Here is a 17,715-nt window from a genome sequence, read left to right on the forward strand (position 1 = left end):
GGATATTGCGCGGGACGGAAAGATCGGGAAAAGGCCGGTGGAGAGCGTGGTTGGCGGGCTTGGCGCTGCTACTGTTGGCCTTCCTGCTGTTGCTCTTCTATCTGGGGCGGCCGATCGCGCCGCGAACGACCGAGGTGGACGTGACCGACACAATCGCCCAAAGCGGCCTGAGCACAGCCCCCAAGGATAGGTGATGACGAAAAAGCTGCTGACGCTGACTTTGGCCCTGTCGGGCACCGCGATGGCGGCGGCGCTGGTGCTGCCCGCGATCGCGCAGGAATCGCTGCTGCCCGAGGGTTTCGGCAATCCGGCCGATACGCCCGCGCCGAAACCCTCGCCGACGCCGTCGCCCGGTTCGACCGCGACGCCGAAATCGCCGACGCCCTCATCCCCGTCTTCCCCGTCGGTCGGCGCCCTGCCGCCCGCCGTGACTCCGACCCTGACCGACGCCGCAAGCGAAGACGGCGATGAGAGCGGCGACGAAGAGGAGGTCGCCTCGGGCGGGCTGAAATACGACCTGCCGCCCGGCGCGCGGCGGCTGCTGTCGCGGATCGGGCCGCTGACTCCCGAAACGGGCGGTCTCGCGCCCGACGCCTTCGGTGTGCGCGGCCAATATGCGGCGGCGATCATGCGCAAGACGGGTGGCGCATTGGCTTCGCGCTGGGGGCAGATCTTGCTGCGCCGCGCGCTGTCGTCGGCGATCGATACCCCCGACACGATCAACGGCGCCGACCTTGCCGCCGATCGCGCGGGGCTGCTCCTGCGCATGGGTGAATCGACTGCGGCGCGCTGGATCGTCCAGTCGGTTGACTATGATCGCGCGAGCCCGCGGCTGGTGCAGGTCGCGCAGCAGACCTTCCTCGCCAATGCCGATCCGGCGGGGCTTTGTCCTTATGTCCCCGCCGGCCTCGCGCATGGCGAGGAGCAGTCGTGGCGGCTGGCGGCGGCGATCTGCGCCGGGCTGTCGGGCGAAGCGGGTCCGGCGGGCTGGGCGATCGGGCGCGTCCGGTCGAGCGGCAAAATCAGCAATTTCGACATATTGCTGACCGAGCGCGTGCTCGGCGCGACCGGCGCGGGCCGCCGCTCGACGACGATCGAATGGGACAAGGTCGACCGGCTGACGAGCTGGCGCTTCGGCCTCGCCACCGCGACCGCGATCGGCATCCCCGCCGAGCTTCGCGCGGGTGAGCCCGGCTATATGCGCGGCTGGACGGTGCTGGCGCCGATGACCGACATGGCCGACCGCGTCGCCGCGGCGCCCGACGCGGCGGCGCGCGGCGTGCTGTCGAGCGAGGCCTATGTCTCGCTGCTCAGCGCGGCGTCGAGCGAGGAGGAGCCGCCCGAAGCGATCGCGGCGCAGCTCGGCGAGCTGCGCGATGCCTTCGGATCGGCGACCGGCGCCGAACGCTATGCCGCGATGCAGGGGCTGTGGGGCGCGGGATCGAACCCGGCGCAGCGCTATGCCGCGCTCGTCGCGACCGCGCGCGCCGCGGCGGGGCTGCCGACCGGCACCAACGTCGGCGACGATCCGTGGCAGCTTCTGGGATCGATGCTCGCCGCGGGCTATGACGCCAATGCGATGGCGTGGGTTCAGAAACTCGACGTCGGCAGCCGCGCCTGGGGCGTGATGGCGGTCGGATCGCCGCGCGCGCTGACCGGGGTGAGCGCGGGCAGCATCAGCAATTTCTCGGTCAATGACGACAGCGCTGATTCTCTGCGCTCGAAATTCCTCGTCGCGGGGCTGGCCGGGCTCGGCCGCATCGACGCGGGGCAGGCGGCGTCGGCGGCGGGCGACCTTGACATCAATCTCGGCAAGCAGACGCGCTGGTCGCGCGCGATCATGGCGGCCGCCGAACGGCGCGAGCCGGGGATGGTCGCGTTGATCGCGGCGGCAGGGATGCAGGGCGACTGGTCGAAGATCCCGCCCTATCACCTCTATTACATCACCCGCGCGCTGCGTGACGTGGGACTGGAAGCCGAAGCGCGGATGATCGCTGCCGAAGCGCTGGTGCGTGTCTGACATAGTCCGATTCCCCGAGCGAAGCCGAGGGGTTCGTTCGAGCGAAGCGAGAACCGGCACCGTCGCTGCCTCGACTTCGCTCGGCAGGGCCCCTCGGCTTCGCTCGGGGAATCGGCTCAATGTGATAAGTTCCAGACCAATGAGCTTGAAGTGAGTGACGGCATCCTGATCGACCGCTTTCTGGAAATGATGGCGGCCGAGCGTGGGGCGTCGCGCAACACGCTCGCGGCCTATAAGCGCGATCTGGAGCAGGCGGCGGAGAGGGTGCGCGGTTCGCTGGGCGAGGCGGGGGCGGGCGATCTGCGCGCGCTGATGGCGGGCTATGCCTCGCTTGCGGCGAGCAGCGCGGCGCGCAAATTGTCGGCGTTGCGGCAATTCTTCGCTTTCCTGCTCGACGAGGGCGAGCGCGCCGACAACCCCGCGCTCGACATCGCGCGCCCGGCGACGCGGCGGCCTTTGCCGCGCATATTGACGCACGACGATGTCGAGCGGCTGTTCGCGCAGGCGGGCGAGGAAGCGGCAGGCGAAGCGCCGCCCGCGCAGGCGGTACGGATGCTGCTGCTGCTCGAACTTCTCTATGGATCGGGGCTGCGCGCGAGCGAACTCGTATCGCTGCCCCGCCGCGCGGCTTCGGGCGGGCGCGAGTTCCTGATCATTCGGGGGAAGGGCGACAAGGAGCGGCTGGTACCTCTGTCCGAACGCACGCGCGAAGGAATCGACCGCTGGCTGCCGTTGGTCGCGGATGGTTCGCCGTGGCTCTTTCCATCGGGAAAGGCGCATCTGTCGCGCGTGCGGCTGTTCCAGATGCTGCGCGAGCTCGCGGCACGCGCCGGGATCGACCCGACCGCGATCAGCCCGCATGTGCTGCGCCACGCCTTCGCGACACACCTGCTGGAGGGCGGGGCGGATTTGCGCGCGCTGCAACTGATGCTCGGCCATGCCGACATCGCGACGACCGAAATCTATACGCACGTCGACAGCAGGCGGCTGGTCGAGCTGGTGAACCGGCGGCATCCGCTGGCGCGGATGAAATGATCCATCCTCGACAAAGAGATCCGATTCCCCGAGCCCTTCGACTGCCCTGGCGGGCGCTCAGGATAAACTTCGGCCTTTGGCCGAAGCCGAGGGGCCATTCCGAGCGTAGTCGAGGCTGCGACGGTGCGGGTTCTCGCTACGCTCGAACGAGCCCCTCGGCTTCGCTCGGGGAGTCGGGTTCAATCAGATTTGTTCCGGCGTTGACCTCGCCCGGCCTTCGCACTAGCGCTCCCCTATGACAGCCTTTCTGGATTTCGAGAAACAGGTCGCGGCGCTCGATCGGCAGATTGCCGAATTGCGCGAGATGGGGGACGACCCCTCGCTCAACATCGACGGCGACATCGCGCGGCTGGAGGACAAGTCCTCGAAATTGCTGCGCGACATCTATTCGAAGTTGACCCCGTGGCAAAAGACGCAGGTCGCGCGCCATCCCGACCGGCCGCATTTCAAACATTATGTCGCGGATATGTTCGACGACTGGATGCCGTTGGCGGGCGACCGCAATTTCGGCGACGATCAGGCGATTCTGGGCGGGCTCGCGCGCTTTCGCGGCCGCCGCGTGATGGTGATCGGCCATGAAAAGGGCGACGACATCCCGTCGCGCATGAAGCATAATTTCGGCATGGCGAAGCCCGAGGGCTATCGGAAAGCGATCCGCCTGATGCAGCTCGCCGACCGCTTCGGGCTGCCGGTGGTGACGCTGGTCGACACGTCGGGCGCTTTTCCCGGCATCCAGGCCGAGGAGCGCGGACAGGCCGAGGCAATCGCGCGCTCGACCGAGCAATGCCTTGCCCTGGGCGTGCCGATGGTCGCGGCGATCGTCGGCGAGGGCGGATCGGGCGGCGCGATCGCGCTGGCTGCGGCGAACCGCGTGCTGATGTTCGAACACGCCGTCTATTCGGTGATCTCGCCCGAAGGCTGTGCGTCGATCCTGTGGCGCACGTCGGACAAGGCGGCCGATGCCGCGACCGCGATGAAGATGTCGGCGCAGGACCTGCTGGGGCTGAAAATTATCGACCGCATCGTTCCCGAGCCCGTCGGCGGCGCCCACCGTGCGCCCGAGGCCGCGATCCAGTCGCTCGGCGATGCGATCGCCGAAGAGCTCGATTCGCTGGCCGGATTGTCGCGAGAAGCACTGCTTGATGCGCGCGAGGAGAAGTTCCTCGCAATGGGGCGGGTCTGAGCGGCGGAACCGGAACGAGATGTCGTTGGTTGGAATCGTCATTGCGAGGGGCCGAAGGCGACGCGGCAATCCACAGCAGGCGTAAACCGCTCTGGATTGCTTCGCTCCGCTCGCAATGACGAGGTGTATGAGGGAGGTCGTTGACGATGCGGAAGACGAAATACAGGCTGGCGGCGGCATTCGCGCTTTCGGCGTTCGCTTTCACCGGCGCCGCCGACGCGCAATTGAAGGCGATCCGGACCCAGACCAACATCACGCCCGCCGAACGCAAGCAGGGTGACGAGGCGCATCCGCAGCTTCTCGCCGAATTCGGCGGCGCCTATGCCGGTCCGCAGGCGGCCTATGTGAACCGGATCGGGCAGAATATCGCGGTCCAGTCGGGCCTGTCGCGCTCGCCGACGGACTTCACGGTCACCTTGCTCAATTCGCCGGTGAACAACGCCTTCGCGATCCCTGGCGGTTATGTCTATGTCACGCGCCAGCTCATGGCGCTGATGAACGACGAGGCCGAGCTCGCGGGCGTGCTGGGGCACGAGGTCGGCCATGTCGCCGCGCAGCACAGCAAGAAAAGGCAGAAGGCGGCGACGCGCAACACGATCCTTGGCGTGCTTGGCGCGGTGATCGGCGGTGCGATCGGCGACAATGGCGGGTTGCTCGGCGGCCTCGGCGGCCTGCTCCAGAACAATGCGATGCAGGCGGCGCAGCTCGCGACGCTCGGCTTTTCGCGCGGGCAGGAGCTCGAAGCCGATCAACTCGGCGTCCAGTATCTCAAGAAGGCCGGCTACGACCCGCTCGCGCTGTCGACGATGCTCGCGAGCCTCGCCAACCAGACCGATCTCGAGGCGCGGCTATCGGGCGGCGACGCGCGGTCGATCCCCGAATGGGCGAGCACCCACCCCGATCCCGCCTCGCGCGTCCGCAACGCCGAAAGCCTGGCGGCGAAGGTCGGGCGCGGCGGCGTGCGCAACGCCGATGCTTTTCTCGCGTCGGTCGATGGCGTGCTCTATGGCGACGATCCCGCGCAGGGGGTGATCGAGGGGCGCGACTTCCTGCACCCCGCCCTCCGGCTCAAATTCACCGTGCCGAACGGCTATGGCATGCAGAATGCCACCGACGCCGTTTCGGTGAGCGGGAACGGCGGCCAGGCGCAATTCACGACCGCGGCCTATAACGGCGACATGAACGCCTATATCGCGGCGGCGTTCAAGGCGGTGGCGGGCAATGCGTCGCTGAGCCCGAGCAGCGTCCAGCGCACGACGGTGAACGGGATTCCCGCATATTATTCGGTCGCGCGCGCCAATACGCAGTCGGGGCAGGTCGACGTCACCGTCTTCGCCTATGAATTTTCGCGGAGCAGCGCCTTCCATTTCGTGGCCCTCACGAAAGCGGGCGGCGCGGGTGTCTTCAATCCGATGTTCAACAGCGTCCGGCGCCTGAATGCGAGTGAAGCGGCCGCGATCCGGCCGCGGCGGGTCGATGTCGTCACCGTGGGTCGCGGCGATACCGTCGCGACGCTGGCACGGCGCATGGCCTATCAGGATTATCAGACCGAGCGGTTCCAGGTGCTCAACCGCCTGACCGCGTCGAGCCGGCTGACGCCGGGACAGAAGGTCAAGATCGTCGTCTACGCCAGCCGCTGACGCGAAAAGGGGGCGAGTGGCCTGAGCCACCGCCCCCGATTCCGATGCTCGCGCGAAGAGGCGCGAGAAGCCTTTCGGCTATTACGGGGTCGTCGGTGCCGAGCCGGCGCCGTCGAGGTTGCCCGAAACCTTGTCGAAGGTCGTGCTCACGGCGGTGCCAACAGCACTCATCGCGGTGATGCCGGCGACGGCGATCAGAGCGGCGATCAGGCCATATTCGATGGCGGTCGCGGCCTTGGTGTCGCGGACGAATTTCTTGATGAATTTCATGACTGGTCTCCTGATGCTTCACTTACCCTGTTGACGGTCTGGTCTGGGTCAACGGTTCGGGTCTAGGTGAAATAAGTTTTGAAAATCTTAATGGGCCAGCTTCGCAAATCATTGCCTTGCGTCCCATTGTCGGACAATCGCTGCTCTACAGGACAGCGGTTGCGTTCGAGGAGACCTTGTTCCACATATTCACGGTCGCGCTCCCGACGGCGCTCATCGCGCTGAGGGCGGCCAAAAATACCAAGGCCAGTATCAGCCCGTATTCGACGGCTGTCGCGGCTCTGGTCGACCGCAGCAGCCCATGAATCCTGTTCATTGTTCCGCCCCTGACTGAAGTTATAGTTCCCGAGGCTTTCGAGGGTCGCACAGGAGGGTTAATAATTTGTCCGTGTTCAAGGCGGGAAATGCCGCAGTTTCCATCCTCACCGTCGTCGCGGCGGCGCTCGTCGATCGCGACGGGCGGCTGCTCGTCCAGCAACGGCCGGATGGCAAGCCGATGGCGGGATTGTGGGAATTTCCCGGCGGCAAGCTCGAACCCGGCGAAACGCCCGAACGTGCGCTGATCCGCGAGCTGGCCGAGGAGCTGGCGATCGACGTCGATCATAGCTGCCTCGCGCCCGCCTGTTTCGCAAGCGACACGCTGGGCGACCGGCACCTGCTGCTGTTGCTCTACGTCTGCCGCAAATGGCGCGGGACGCCGCAGGCGATGCACGCTAGCGCGCTGCGCTGGGTGCGGCCGGTCGAACTGCACGGCCTTGCCATGCCGCCCGCCGACCTGCCGCTGATCGGGCTGATCGAGGCGTTGATCTAGATTCGCAGGGCGACGGTCACGTCTTCGGCTTCAGCGCTTCCGCGAGCGAGGCCGACCCGCTGCCGCGCCGTGCGGGTTTCGGCTGGTCGGGGTGCGGCGCCCAGCCGCTGAAGTGAATGAGACGGAAACTTTCGGCGATGCGCCCGTCGGGATCGGCCTGCGCGGCGAAGGCGGCGGCGATCCGCGCCACTTCGTCGCGCGTCAGCGGTGGCGGCGCGGGCGAGAGGCGGCTCGACAGGCCGGCGGCGCGCAAGTCGCGGACGAGCGCGAACCAGTCGCCATAGCGCACGGTCAGCGCATCGACGTCGACCACCGGCAGCGCGAAGCCGGTGCGCTGGAGCAGATTGCCCATCGACGCCAGGTCGACCTGCGGATGCAGCCGCGCGATCGGCCGCACGCCCTCGCTCATCACCGCGCGGCGCTGGCGCGGCAGGCTGCCGTCGCCGACGAAGGCGCCGAGGAGCAGGCCGTCGGGTGCGAGCAGCGCGCGAAGGCGGACGAGCGCGCCGGGAACGTCGTTCACCGCTTCGAGCCCGCCCGGCCAGACGATGAGGTCGAAGCTCGCCAGCGGCAGGTCGATCGCATCGACCTCACCGACGATCGCGCCCGTCGCTGCGGCCAGCCGCGGCCCGGCTTCGAACAGGGTGAGGTGAGTTCCGGTCGCGTGGAGATGCTCGGCCAGCGCCGCGTCGTGCGCTCCGATCAGCAGGGTGCGGGAAAAGGCCCGTGTGACCATCGACAGGCGGTCGAGCAAGGTGTCGGCGACGATCGGCGCGAGGAAATTGGCGTCGGCGGGCAGGAGCGCCGCGCGGTCGCGCTGCGCGGCGTCGCGGGCGGGGGAAAAAAGCGGCGGGGGCTGCGACATGCGCGCGCTTGTGCCTCTCCCGGCGATGCTGCACAAGTCGCGACATGGGGGACGATAGGACGATGGCCGCCGGAGATGCGGAAATCGGCCCGCCAGCGGCGGACGCAGGGGCAGGGCGGGCGCTGCTTCGCCTTCTGCGAACCGCTGGGCGCGCTGCCGTCGATTATGCGCTGCCGCCGCGTTGCCCCGGATGCGGGGTGATCGTCGGCGACGACCGCCAATTCTGCCTGTCGTGCTGGTCGTCGCTGCACTTCCTCGACGGTCCCGCCTGCGCGCGCTGCTCAATTCCGCTGCCGACGGCGCTCCCCGGCGGCGCGGTCGAATGCGGCGCGTGCATGGCCGATGCGCCGCCGTTCGACGGCGCCCCCGCAGCGGTCGCTTATGGTCCCGTCGCGCGCACGGTCGCGCTGCGCCTCAAATATGGGCGGCGGACCGGGCATGCGCGGCTGATGGCACAATTGATGGCGCGCCCGCTGGCGACGCTCGGCAACAGCGGGGAGATGCTGTTGGTGCCGGTGCCGCTCCACCGCTGGCGGCTCTGGTCGCGCGGCTTCAACCAGGCGGCAATGGTCGCTGACGCGCTGGCGCGGCTCACCGGGGTCGCGCACGATCCACACCTGCTCGTTCGGCCGAAGGCCACGGCGGCGCTGCGCGGCAAGGGGCGACGCGAGCGCGAGCGGATCGTCGCGGGCGCCTTTGCGCTCGCCCCCGATGCGCGGGCGCGGGCAGCGGGGCGGCATCTGGTGCTGGTTGATGATGTCCACGCGAGCGGCGCCACGCTGCGCGCGGCGGCGCGGACGCTTCGGCGCAGCGGCGCGGCGCGCATTTCGGCGCTAAGCTGGGCGCGCGTCGTCCCCGATGCGCTGATGACCAGCAACATATTTGACTTTGCCTCGTTGGATTCCGATATCGGGGATGAAAGGACGGCAGGATAGCCATATGGCGACGATCGAAATCTATACGAAGGCCTTTTGCGGCTATTGCGCGCGCGCCAAGGCGCTGCTCGACCGCAAGGGCGCCGCCTATCGCGAAATCGACGTGACGATGGATCGCGCCGGCCAGGAGGCGATGGTCGCGCGCGCGAACGGCGGGCGCACCGTGCCCCAGATCTTCATCGATGATCGGCATGTCGGCGGCAGCGACGACCTTGCCGCGCTCGAGGCGAAGGGCGAGCTCGACGCGCTGCTGAAGGCCGATTGAGATGATCGTCTTCGACCTCTGCTGCGCCGCAGGCGAGCATCGGTTCGAGGCGTGGTTCGCGAGCAGCGACAGTTTCGCCGACCAGCAGGCGCGCGGGTTGATCGGCTGCCCGGTCTGCGGCGACGCCGATATCCGCAAGGCGGTGATGGCGCCGCGCGTCGGCGCGAAGTCGAACCAGATGGTCGCGGCACCCGTGACTCCGCCCGCCGATTCCGCGGAGCCTTCCCCCGAACTGGTGCGCAAGGTGCTGGCCGAGATTGCGGCGAAGCAGGCCGAGATGCTGCCGCAGTCGCGCTGGGTCGGCCGTGATTTCGCCGCTGCGGCGCGCGCGATGCACGAAGGGCGCGCGGCGGAGGATCTGATCCACGGCCAGGCCTCGCCCCAGGAGGCGCAGGCGCTGCACGACGACGGCATCGCGGCGATGCCTTTGCTGGTGCCGGTCGCTCCGCCCGATGCGATCAATTGATCGCGATTGACGCTGCGCGCTCCCCGCCGCTAAACGAGCGCCCGGCGCGCCCGTAGCTCAGCAGGATAGAGCATCAGATTCCTAATCTGGGGGCCGTGGGTTCGAATCCCGCCGGGCGCACCATTACCAATTCCTCAATCCAGCGCTTCCTCGGCGATCGCGCGGAGCTTATCCGGCGATCTGATGATGATATGACGATGGCGGGTGACGAGCAGGCCTTGGCGTCCCCAGCCGGCGACGAGCCGGCTGGCGGTGTGGAGCGTGGTACCCGCGATGTCGGCGATGTCCTTGCGTCGCAGCGGAAATTCGATCCGCAGGCCGTCGCCGGTCCGGCGCCCCGCCTGGTCGAGCAGCCGTAGCAGCGTGCGCGCGACCCGGCGCTCGGCGCTTTGTGTCGCCAGTTCGCGCAGTCGCTCCTGCGCTTCGCCCAATCGTTTACCGACGATGCCGACCATGGCGATCGCGACCTGCGAATGACGCTGCATCAGCGCGAGCAGGTCGGCGGGATCCCAGCTCACCTCCAGCGAAACGGCCATCGCGGTCGCGTCGGCGGGATAGAGGCCGTCGGTCAGAACGGGGACGCAGCCGAAGATTTCGCCGGGGCCGATCAAGCGGACGAGAATCTCCTCGCCGTCGCTGCCGGCCTGCGTGATGCGCACGCAGCCCGACAACAGGGCGTGCGCGCGGCCGGCGCGCTCGCCCTGGTCGAAGATCCGCATGCCCCGTGGAAGTGACCGCGCACGCGCGAGCCCGGCGGCTTCTTCCAGCACGGCGGGCGGCAGCGCTGCCAGCAGGGCGACGTCGGAGAGCATCTTGGCATCGATGGGAATCGGGGCAGTCATGATGGTCTTCTAGGCGCGGCTTGGCGCAAAGAGGAGAAGTTTGCGCCAGCGCAAATTATTCGCCGCTGATTCTGTTATCGTGCAGGGCAGAGCGAGGGGCGACCCACGGAGGAAAGCGCGATGTTCTGTCCGGAATGCGGCGAAGTGATCGGATCGGGGCCGCTCGACGCGCGGCGTGTCCGTTATTCCAGCGGTGAGGGCGTCGCGAAAGCCATCGGCCGGTGGCTTCGCGGCCTGTTTCGCCGTTCGCGGTTGCGGGAGAGCTGAGCATGGCGCTCCATCATTGCCGCTCGGGCGAAGTGGCGCACCTCGCCGCACTCGGCGACCGGGCCACCGTGACGGCGGCGCTGGCGCGAACCCCGGCTTTCGAGGCGATCCATCTCGTCGTGCGCGCCGGTCAGTCGATCGCGCCGCACCGCGTTGCGGGATCGCTGACGCTCTATTGCATCGCGGGGCATGCGCGGATCGAGAGCGACGTTCCGGCCGAGTTGCAGGCGGGCGACTGGCTGTTCCTCGAACCCGGGATGCCGCACGCGGTCAAGGCGATCGCCGACACGTCGCTGTTGCTGACGATCCTGTTCGACGAACGCGACGGGGCCGCGGGCTGACAGGGATTATTTGAAACGACAGGGGGTTTCCATGGGCGAATATCGCAAGCTCTGGTGGACGTTGATCGCGGTCCTGACGGTGACCTTCGCGATCCTCGGCATTTCGGGGGTCGAGGTTTATCGCAAGGCGCCGCCGATCCCGGCCGAGGTCGTCACCGCCTCGGGCGAGGTGCTGATGACCCGCGAGGACATCATGGCGGGGCAGGCAGCGTGGCAGAGCACCGGCGGGATGCAGCTCGGCTCGATCTGGGGGCACGGCGCCTATCAGGCGCCCGACTGGTCGGCCGACTGGCTGCACCGCGAACTCACTGCCTGGCTGAGCCTTGCCGCCGAGGATGGCTATGGCAAGCCGTTCGACACCCTTGCGGTCGAGCAGAAGGCGGCGCTGACCTATCAGCTCAAGCAGGAATATCGGCACAACAGTCTTGATCCCGCGACGGGCGCGGTCACCGTCTCGGATCGCCGCGCCCGTGCGATCGCACGCGTCGCGGCGCATTATGACGCGCTCTACGGCACCGATCCGGCGCTGCGCGAAATGCGCGACAATTATGCGATGAAAGAGGATACGCTGCCGAGCGCGGAGAAGCGGCAGAAGCTGGCCGACTTCTTCTTCTGGACCGCGTGGGCGGCGTCGACCGAGCGGCCGGGGACGGTCGCGACCTACACCAACAACTGGCCGCCCGAACCGCTGATCGGCAACCAGCCGACGCCGGAGAATATCCTCTGGTCGCTCGCCTGCGTCGTCATCCTGATCGCGGGCGTGGGCTCGCTGATCTGGGGCTGGGCCTTTCTGCGCCGCCACGACGACACGCCGCTCGTCGCCGCCGACAGGGATCCGCTGACGCTCGCGGCGCTGACCCCGTCGCAGCGCGCGCTCGGCAAATATCTGTTCGTGGTGCTCGCGCTGTTCATCTTTCAGATATTCATCGGCGGCTTCACCGCGCATTACACGATCGAGGGGCAGAGCTTCTACGGCATCGATGTCTCGCAGTGGTTCCCCTATGCACTGACCCGCACCTGGCATGTGCAGAGCGCGGTGCTGTGGATCGCCACCGCCTTCCTCGCGGCCGGGCTGTTCCTTGCGCCGGTGATCCACGGCGGCGATCCGAAGCATCAGAAACTGGGGGTCGACCTGCTCTTCTGGGCGCTGATCCTGGTCGTCGTCGGATCGTTCGGAGGCAACTACCTGTCGATCGCGCAGGAAATGCCCGACGGGCTCGGCTTCTGGCTCGGGCATCAGGGCTACGAATTCCTCGACCTCGGCCGCATCTGGCAGATCGCGCTGTTCGCGGGGCTGCTCTTCTGGCTGGTGCTGATGCTGCGCTGCATGATGCCGGCGCTGCGGCGCGAGAAGGGGGGAGACCGGAGCCTGCTCCTGCTGCTCACCGTCTCGACCGTCGCGATCGGGCTCTTTTACGGCTCGGGCCTCTTCTATGGCGAGCGCACCCACATCACGATCATGGAATATTGGCGCTGGTGGGTCGTTCACCTGTGGGTCGAGGGGATTTTCGAGGTGTTCGCGACCGCCGCCATCGCCTTCATCTTCGCCTCGATGGGGCTGGTGTCGAAACGGATCGCGACCGCGGCCAGCCTTGCCTCGGCTTCGCTGTTCATGGTCGGCGGGGTGCCGGGAACCTTCCACCACCTCTATTTCTCGGGGACGACGACCCCGGTGATGGCGGTCGGCGCGGCGTTCAGCGCGCTCGAGGTCGTGCCGCTGATCGTGCTCGGTTACGAGGCGTGGGAGCATTGGAGTCTGCGCGACCGCGCGCCGTGGATGCGCGCGCTGCGCTGGCCGCTGATATGCTTCGTCGCGGTCGCCTTCTGGAACATGCTCGGCGCCGGGGTCTTCGGCTTCATGATCAACACCCCCGTCGCGCTCTTCTATCTCCAGGGGCTCAACACCACCGCAGTCCACGCCCATGCGGCACTGTTCGGAGTATACGGCTTCCTCGCGCTGGGCTTCACCTTGCTGGTGCTGCGCTACATCCGGCCCGAGATCGCGTTCAACGAGCGGTTGATGCGCGTCGGCTTCTGGGGGCTCAATGCGGGGCTGGTGCTGATGATCTTCACCAGCCTGCTGCCGGTCGGCCTGTTCCAGTTCGAGGCGAGCGTGACCACGGGCATGTGGTATGCGCGCAGCGACGAATTCCTCCAGCAGGGCTTCCTCGAAACCCTGCGCTGGATCCGCACCTTCGGCGATGTCGTGTTCATCCTCGGCGGGGTCGCGGTCGCGTGGCAGGTCGTGATCCTCGGCCTGTGGCGAAAGGGTGCGCGGGCATGAGCATGGTGATGATGGCCGCCGGCGCGCCGGGCACCGACGCGCGCTCGCCGCTCTGGCTGCGCGGCGGCTATCGCCTGCTCTTCGGATGCGGCGCGCTGTGGGCAGTCGTCGTCGTGACTTTGTGGGTCGGCGCGCTCGGCGGGCGCTGGACGCTGCCGATCGCGATGGACCCGCTCGCCTGGCACCAGCACGAGATGCTGTTCGGCTATCTCGGCGCGATCATCGGCGGCTTCGTCAGCGCCGCGATGCCCAACTGGACCGGGCGGCCGACGGTGACCGGCTGGCGGGTCGCAGCGGTCGGTGGCCTGTGGCTGGCGGCGCGGCTGGCGATCCTCTTTTCGGCGACGGTGCCGCCGCTGGTCGGCGCTGCGCTCGATGTCGTCTATCTGCTGATCCTGCTCGCCTATGCGGCGCGCGAGATTTTCGTCTCGGGCAACCGCAACAAGCCGATCCTGATCATCCTCTTCCTGTTCGCCGCCGCCTGCGCGCTCGATCATGCCGCGATGATGGGGGCGCTCGCCGACCCCGCGCTCGGCGTGCATATGGGCTTTGCGCTGATCCTGCTGCTGATCTCCCTGATCGGCGGCCGCATCACCCCCGCCTTCACGCGCAACTGGCTGATGCGGCAGGGGAGCAGCGAGGGCCTGCCGATCTTGCCGAACCGTTTCGACATGGCGGTGATCGGGGCCACGGCGTTGGCGCTCGCGGCGTGGGTCGCGGGGCCTGCCAGCGCCGTCGCGGCCGGATTGCTGATCGCGGCGGGCGCGCTTCAGTTCGTTCGCCTCGCGCGCTGGGCGGGGCTGAAGGCGCTCCGCGATCCGCTCGTCTTCGTTCTCCACCTCTCCTACGTCTGGCTTCCGGCGGGGCTGATTCTGCTCGGTTGCGCGACGCTGCATCCGTTCCTGCCGGTGTCGAGCGCGGTGCACGCGCTTGGTGCCGGGGCGATGGGGGCGATGACGCTGGCGGTGATGACGCGCGCGACGCGCGGCCACACCGGCCGCCCGCTCGAGGCCGACCGCGCGACCGTCCTCATCTATATCCTCGTCCATTCGGGGGCGCTGCTGCGCGTGATCGCGCCGCTGCTGCCCTTCGATTATATGACGGTCATCGCGGCCGCGGGCGGGCTGTGGGCGGCGGCTTTCCTGCTGTTCCTGCTCGTCTATGTCCCGATGGCGGTGCGGCCGGCGCGGGCGGCATGACCGGAGCGCTTTTGGGGCCATCCTCCCTTCCCAGCAGCGCCGCAGTCGACTATGGCGGATGGGTGACCGATTGTGCATCCTGCGTCGTCCGCAACCGGGCCATCTGCGCGAGCCTTGATGCCGACGAACTGGCGCTGCTCGGAAAATTGGGCCGCCGCCAGCGGGTGAAGGCAGGGCATACCTTGCTGTGGGAAGGCGACGACGCGCCGGTCGTCGCCAATGTCCTCGACGGCGTGCTCAAGCTGGTCGTGGCGGCCGCCGACGGGCGCGAGCAGATCGTCGGCATCGTCTTTCCGTCCGATTTCATCGGCCGTCCGTTCGGCAAGGAAAGCCCCTATAGCGCCACCGCCATGACCGATGCCGAGGTCTGCATCTTCAACCGCAAGAGCTTCGACGAATTCGCGAGCGCGCATCCCGATCTGCAGCACAAGCTGCTGCGCCGCACGCTCGACGAGCTCGACCGGGCGCGGCACTGGATGATGCTGCTCGGCCGCAAGTCGGCGACGGAGAAGGTCGCGTCCTTCCTGCTCGAAATGTCCGAGCGTTTGTCGGGGCAAGGCTGCGATGCCGGGACGCGAAGCGGGTTCGAACTGCCGTTCGGCCGTCAGCAGATCGCCGACATATTGGGACTGACGATCGAGACGACGAGCCGCCAGCTCACCAAAATGCGCGCCGACGGCCTGCTCGACCTGCCCTCGCGCCGCGAGATCGTCATCAACGACCGCGCGGCGATGGAGGACATGGCGGGCTGACAGGCCATCGGCGCCAGTGGGGAGCCATTTAAAAGCGGAAACCGACCCCGGCGCTGATCACCCAGGGATCGAGCCGGTGCTTCGTCGCCAGCACCTCGGTCGTGCCGGCATACCAATGCGCGGTCGGGCGCAGGATATAGCGCTTGGCGTCGAGGGAGAGCGAAAGCCCCCGGTCGTTCACCGGAATGTCGACCCCCGCCTGCACCGCCGCGCCGAACTTGTCGCCCATCTTCTGCCGCGTCGCGCCGAGCGCGCGCGTCGCCGCGCCCGGCTTTTCGTCGATGAAAATGAAATAGCTGGGTCCGGCGCCGATATAGGGCTGCACGCCGCCGTCTTCGCCGAAATGATATTTGACCGTCAGAGTCGCGGGCACGATCTTCGCGTTGGAGACCAGTTCCGCCCCGGCCAGCGCGCCGCGGCCGTTCACGTCGTGCTGGGTGACGCCCGCGATCGTTTCGAGCGAGACATGGTCGGCGACGAAATATTCGATCGCGATCGTCGGGGTGACATTGTCGTCGGCCTTGGCCTGCGATCCCGCGGGCAGGCCGATCAGGTCGGTCTTGACGTCGCGGATCTTGCCGTCGGGGGCGACGAGCGTCGCCAGCAGTTTGACCCGCACGTCGCCGGCCTTCGCGGCGGCCTGCCCCGGCAACAGGGCGAGCGCGGACAGCGCGACGAGGGAGAGAGGGATGCGTTTCATGATCGGCTCCTTTGTTGACGGAGCCGATCTGCGCCCGCGCGCATCATAACGCATTGACGAAGCGCAAGGCGTTGGTTGATCCATGTCAATGTTTTCGCCCCGCCGCGAGTCCAAGGCGGCCGAAAGCCACGCGGTCCGATGAAGAGCCGCGCCGAACAGGGGCAAATGATATGGACGATCTGGTTTTCAAGGCGGGCGGCTGGATGGGCCTTGCCCTGCTGGCGCTTGTCTTTGCGGCGCTGGCTGTCGACACGCCCTTTGCCGTGCATATGGTCATCGTGGCGGTCGCCTGCCTGATCGTCCTGTGGACGCGCCTTTCGGCCGCCGATTATGGCGGGATGGCGCGGGGCCTTTTGAAGATGCCGCCCGACGAGGGCGTCTATGACGACGACCCGGTGCGCTGGGGCGTCATCGCCACCATCTTCTGGGGGCTCGCGGGGCTGGCCGTCGGCCTCTATATCGCGTTGCAACTCGCCTTTCCGGCGCTCAACCTCGGCATCGAATATACCAGCTTCGGGCGGCTGCGCCCGCTGCACACGTCGGCGGTGGTCTTTGCGTTCGGTGGCAATGCGCTGATCGCGACGAGCTTCTATGTCGTCCAGCGCACCTGCCGCGCGCGGCTCGCCTTTCCGGGCGCCGCGCGTTTCGTCTTCTGGGGCTATCAGCTCTTTCTGGTGCTCGCGGCCACAGGCTATCTGATGGGCGTCACCGAGGCGCGCGAATATGCCGAGCCCGAATGGTATGTCGACCTGTGGCTGACGATCGTGTGGGTCGTCTATTTCATCGTCTTCGTCGGCACGATCGTCAAACGCCGCGAGCCGCATATCTATGTCGCCAACTGGTTTTACCTCAGCTTCATCGTCACCATCGCGATGCTGCACATCGTCAACAATCTGTCGGTGCCCGCGACGATCTTCGGGTCGAAGAGCTATTCGGCCTTCGCCGGGGTGCAGGATGCGCTGACACAATGGTGGTACGGGCATAATGCGGTCGCCTTCTTCCTGACCGTGCCCTTCCTTGCGATGATGTATTATTTCGTGCCCAAGCAGGCGGAACGGCCGATCTACAGCTATCGCCTGTCGATCCTCCACTTCTGGTCGCTGATCTTCCTCTATATCTGGGCGGGGCCGCACCACCTGCACTATACCGCGCTGCCCGACTGGGCGCAGACGCTGGGCATGGTCTTTTCGGTCGTGCTGTGGATGCCGAGCTGGGGCGGCATGATCAACGGGCTGATGACGCTGAACGGCGCGTGGGACAAGATCCGCACCGATCCGATCATCCGCATGATGGTCGTCGCGCTCGCCTTCTACGGCATGGCGACCTTCGAGGGGCCGATGCTGTCGGTGAAGGCGTTCAACAGCCTCAGCCACTATACCGAATGGACGATCGCGCACGTCCACGCCGGCGCGCTCGGCTGGAACGGCATGATCACCTTCGCCGCGGTCTATTATCTGGTGCCGCGCCTGTGGGGACGTCCGCGGCTCTATTCGCTGCGCATGGTCAACTGGCACTTCTGGCTCGCGACGCTGGGGATCGTCTTCTACGCCGCCTCGATGTGGGTCGCGGGGATCATGCAGGGGCTGATGTGGCGCGAATATGGCGCCGACGGCTACCTCGTCTACAGCTTTGCCGAAACCGTCGCGGCGATGCACCCGATGTATCTGATCCGCGCTGCGGGCGGGGCGATGTATCTCGCCGGTTTCGTCATCCTGATCGTCAACGTCTGGGCGACGCTCGCGGGCAAGGTCCGCGAGGAAAAGCCGATGACCGAGACTCCCTACAACGCCGCTGCGGATCGTCCGCTCGCGCCCGTTCCCGCCGAATAAGGAGCCACAGG

The 17,715-nt window shown here is 67.4% G+C and carries 18 protein-coding genes and 1 tRNA gene; 15 read left to right on the forward strand and 4 right to left on the reverse strand.

Annotated elements, in window-relative coordinates:
* Positions 1–59 precede the first annotated feature (59 nt).
* The 5 genes from ACVENA_RS03040 (at position 60) to ACVENA_RS03060 (ending at position 5,878) form a co-directional block, all read left to right on the forward strand.
* A complete protein-coding gene (locus ACVENA_RS03040) occupies positions 60–194 on the forward strand; it encodes a hypothetical protein (protein WP_449327596.1) in 135 nt (44 codons plus the stop codon).
* The gene (locus tag ACVENA_RS03045; protein ID WP_449327597.1) at positions 194–2,020 is read left to right on the forward strand and encodes a hypothetical protein; all 1,827 of its coding nucleotides are present in this window, start codon (positions 194–196) and stop codon (positions 2,018–2,020) included. The genes ACVENA_RS03040 and ACVENA_RS03045 overlap by 1 nt, the downstream gene beginning before the upstream one ends.
* Positions 2,021–2,170: 150 nt before the next feature.
* Positions 2,171–3,055 carry a tyrosine recombinase gene (locus tag ACVENA_RS03050; RefSeq protein WP_449327598.1) on the forward strand — a complete coding sequence of 295 codons (885 nt, stop codon included), beginning with the start codon at positions 2,171–2,173 and terminating at the stop codon, positions 3,053–3,055.
* A 235-nt stretch (positions 3,056–3,290) separates the two neighbouring features.
* Entirely contained in the window at positions 3,291–4,238 is a 948-nt protein-coding gene (locus tag ACVENA_RS03055) for an acetyl-CoA carboxylase carboxyltransferase subunit alpha (protein WP_257548052.1), read from the forward strand.
* A gap of 146 nt (positions 4,239–4,384) precedes the next feature.
* On the forward strand, positions 4,385–5,878 hold the full coding sequence (locus ACVENA_RS03060) for a M48 family metalloprotease (protein WP_449327599.1): 1,494 nt from the start codon (positions 4,385–4,387) through the stop codon (positions 5,876–5,878).
* An 81-nt stretch (positions 5,879–5,959) separates the two neighbouring features.
* Here the strand turns inward: ACVENA_RS03060 and ACVENA_RS03065 are convergent, their stop codons facing one another.
* Complete coding sequence (locus ACVENA_RS03065) at positions 5,960–6,148, reverse strand: Flp family type IVb pilin (RefSeq protein ID WP_449327600.1); 189 nt, start codon at positions 6,146–6,148, stop codon at positions 5,960–5,962.
* Between the two features lie 388 nt (positions 6,149–6,536).
* On the opposite strand from ACVENA_RS03065, the gene ACVENA_RS03070 reads away from it, so the two are divergent.
* Positions 6,537–6,959 carry a (deoxy)nucleoside triphosphate pyrophosphohydrolase gene (locus tag ACVENA_RS03070; protein ID WP_449327601.1) on the forward strand — a complete coding sequence of 141 codons (423 nt, stop codon included), beginning with the start codon at positions 6,537–6,539 and terminating at the stop codon, positions 6,957–6,959.
* 16 nt (positions 6,960–6,975) lie between these two features.
* Here the strand turns inward: ACVENA_RS03070 and ACVENA_RS03075 are convergent, their stop codons facing one another.
* Positions 6,976–7,824, reverse strand: coding sequence for a methyltransferase domain-containing protein (locus tag ACVENA_RS03075; RefSeq protein WP_449327602.1), 849 nt, complete (start codon positions 7,822–7,824; stop codon positions 6,976–6,978).
* A 62-nt stretch (positions 7,825–7,886) separates the two neighbouring features.
* Here ACVENA_RS03075 and ACVENA_RS03080 point away from each other — a divergent pair, with 62 nt between their 5' ends.
* The 4 genes from ACVENA_RS03080 (at position 7,887) to ACVENA_RS03095 (ending at position 9,613) form a co-directional block, all read left to right on the forward strand.
* Positions 7,887–8,759 carry a double zinc ribbon domain-containing protein gene (locus ACVENA_RS03080; protein WP_449327603.1) on the forward strand — a complete coding sequence of 291 codons (873 nt, stop codon included), beginning with the start codon at positions 7,887–7,889 and terminating at the stop codon, positions 8,757–8,759.
* Positions 8,760–8,763: 4 nt separating this feature from the next.
* Positions 8,764–9,024, forward strand: coding sequence for a glutaredoxin 3 (grxC, locus tag ACVENA_RS03085; RefSeq protein WP_329627392.1), 261 nt, complete (start codon positions 8,764–8,766; stop codon positions 9,022–9,024).
* 1 nt (position 9,025) lies between these two features.
* Entirely contained in the window at positions 9,026–9,490 is a 465-nt protein-coding gene (locus ACVENA_RS03090; RefSeq protein ID WP_449327604.1) for a DUF1178 family protein, read from the forward strand.
* Between the two features lie 46 nt (positions 9,491–9,536).
* Positions 9,537–9,613 (forward strand) — tRNA-Arg (locus ACVENA_RS03095).
* An 11-nt stretch (positions 9,614–9,624) separates the two neighbouring features.
* Here ACVENA_RS03095 and ACVENA_RS03100 read toward each other — a convergent pair.
* A complete protein-coding gene (locus ACVENA_RS03100) occupies positions 9,625–10,332 on the reverse strand; it encodes a Crp/Fnr family transcriptional regulator (RefSeq protein WP_449327605.1) in 708 nt (235 codons plus the stop codon).
* A 269-nt stretch (positions 10,333–10,601) separates the two neighbouring features.
* Between ACVENA_RS03100 and ACVENA_RS03105 the strand changes: the two genes are divergently transcribed.
* The 4 genes from ACVENA_RS03105 (at position 10,602) to ACVENA_RS03120 (ending at position 15,175) form a co-directional block, all read left to right on the forward strand.
* Entirely contained in the window at positions 10,602–10,940 is a 339-nt protein-coding gene (locus tag ACVENA_RS03105) for a hypothetical protein (protein WP_449327606.1), read from the forward strand.
* Positions 10,941–10,971: 31 nt separating this feature from the next.
* Positions 10,972–13,224, forward strand: a complete 2,253-nt coding sequence (locus tag ACVENA_RS03110; protein ID WP_449327607.1) for a nitric-oxide reductase large subunit — start codon at positions 10,972–10,974, stop codon at positions 13,222–13,224.
* Complete coding sequence (locus tag ACVENA_RS03115; protein WP_449327608.1) at positions 13,221–14,423, forward strand: NnrS family protein; 1,203 nt, start codon at positions 13,221–13,223, stop codon at positions 14,421–14,423. Before ACVENA_RS03110 ends, ACVENA_RS03115 begins: the two co-directional genes overlap by 4 nt.
* Positions 14,424–14,485: 62 nt before the next feature.
* Complete coding sequence (locus tag ACVENA_RS03120; protein ID WP_449327609.1) at positions 14,486–15,175, forward strand: Crp/Fnr family transcriptional regulator; 690 nt, start codon at positions 14,486–14,488, stop codon at positions 15,173–15,175.
* Positions 15,176–15,203: 28 nt separating this feature from the next.
* On the opposite strand, the gene ACVENA_RS03125 is transcribed toward ACVENA_RS03120, so the two are convergent.
* The gene (locus ACVENA_RS03125) at positions 15,204–15,875 is read right to left on the reverse strand and encodes an OmpW/AlkL family protein (protein ID WP_449327610.1); all 672 of its coding nucleotides are present in this window, start codon (positions 15,873–15,875) and stop codon (positions 15,204–15,206) included.
* Between the two features lie 170 nt (positions 15,876–16,045).
* Here ACVENA_RS03125 and ccoN point away from each other — a divergent pair, with 170 nt between their 5' ends.
* Positions 16,046–17,704, forward strand: a complete 1,659-nt coding sequence (ccoN, locus tag ACVENA_RS03130; protein ID WP_449327611.1) for a cytochrome-c oxidase, cbb3-type subunit I — start codon at positions 16,046–16,048, stop codon at positions 17,702–17,704.
* Positions 17,705–17,715 lie beyond the last annotated feature (11 nt).

The organism is Sphingopyxis sp. 550A (genome assembly GCF_053569535.1).